The organism is Streptomyces shenzhenensis (genome assembly GCF_003688995.1).
GTDB lineage: Bacteria > Actinomycetota > Actinomycetes > Streptomycetales > Streptomycetaceae > Streptomyces > Streptomyces shenzhenensis_A.
The window spans coordinates 1-570 of record NZ_PENI01000125.1; the positions used below are offsets into that span (position 1 = coordinate 1).

The following is a 570-nucleotide window of genomic DNA, read 5'->3' on the forward strand; positions in this document are numbered from 1 at the left end:
CCCGCGATCCGCGTGCGGACCAAGTGGTCGATGAGCTCGGCGCGGGTCGGTACGGGCGTCTCTATCGGCTTCGGCATACGGGCCATTCTGCCGCCGCCGGGCCGCAGACGGCGCGTCCATTCCGGTCGGCGGACGCGCCGGGTCATGCCGACAGCGCCCCGAACGCGCCGTGCGCGAGGCGCCGGAGCAGTGATTCCACCGCCTCGCGCCCCAGGGCCGCGAGGTGCGGGGTGGAGTTGAGCAGGCCGAAGACGGCGTGCACGGCGACCCGTACCTCCGCCTCGCCGACCTCCGGGTGCAGTTCCCGGACGACCTCCACCCACAGCTCCACGTACTGGCGCTGCAGCTGCCGTACGAGCTTGCGGTCGGTGTCCCGGAGCCGGTCGAGCTCCCGGTCGTGGAGGGTGATCAGCGCCCGGTCGTCCAGTGCGAAGTCGATGTGGCCCTCGACGAGTGAGGTCAGCACCTCCCGCGGGTCGCCGCCCGCCTCCTCGACCCGCCGCCGCCCGCCCGTCAGCAGCCGCTCGCTGATGCCGACCAGCAGTTCGGCGAGCATGGCGTCCTTGCCGG

Annotated in this window: 1 protein-coding gene; it reads right to left on the reverse strand. The window is 73.2% G+C overall.

The genetic code is table 11. The annotated features are described in order from the left end of the window. Nucleotides 1-142: 142 nt before the first annotated feature. The coding region (locus CTZ28_RS46485) for a TetR-type transcription factor C-terminal domain-containing protein (RefSeq protein WP_121895964.1) at nt 143-570 on the reverse strand (428 nt) is incomplete at its 5' end.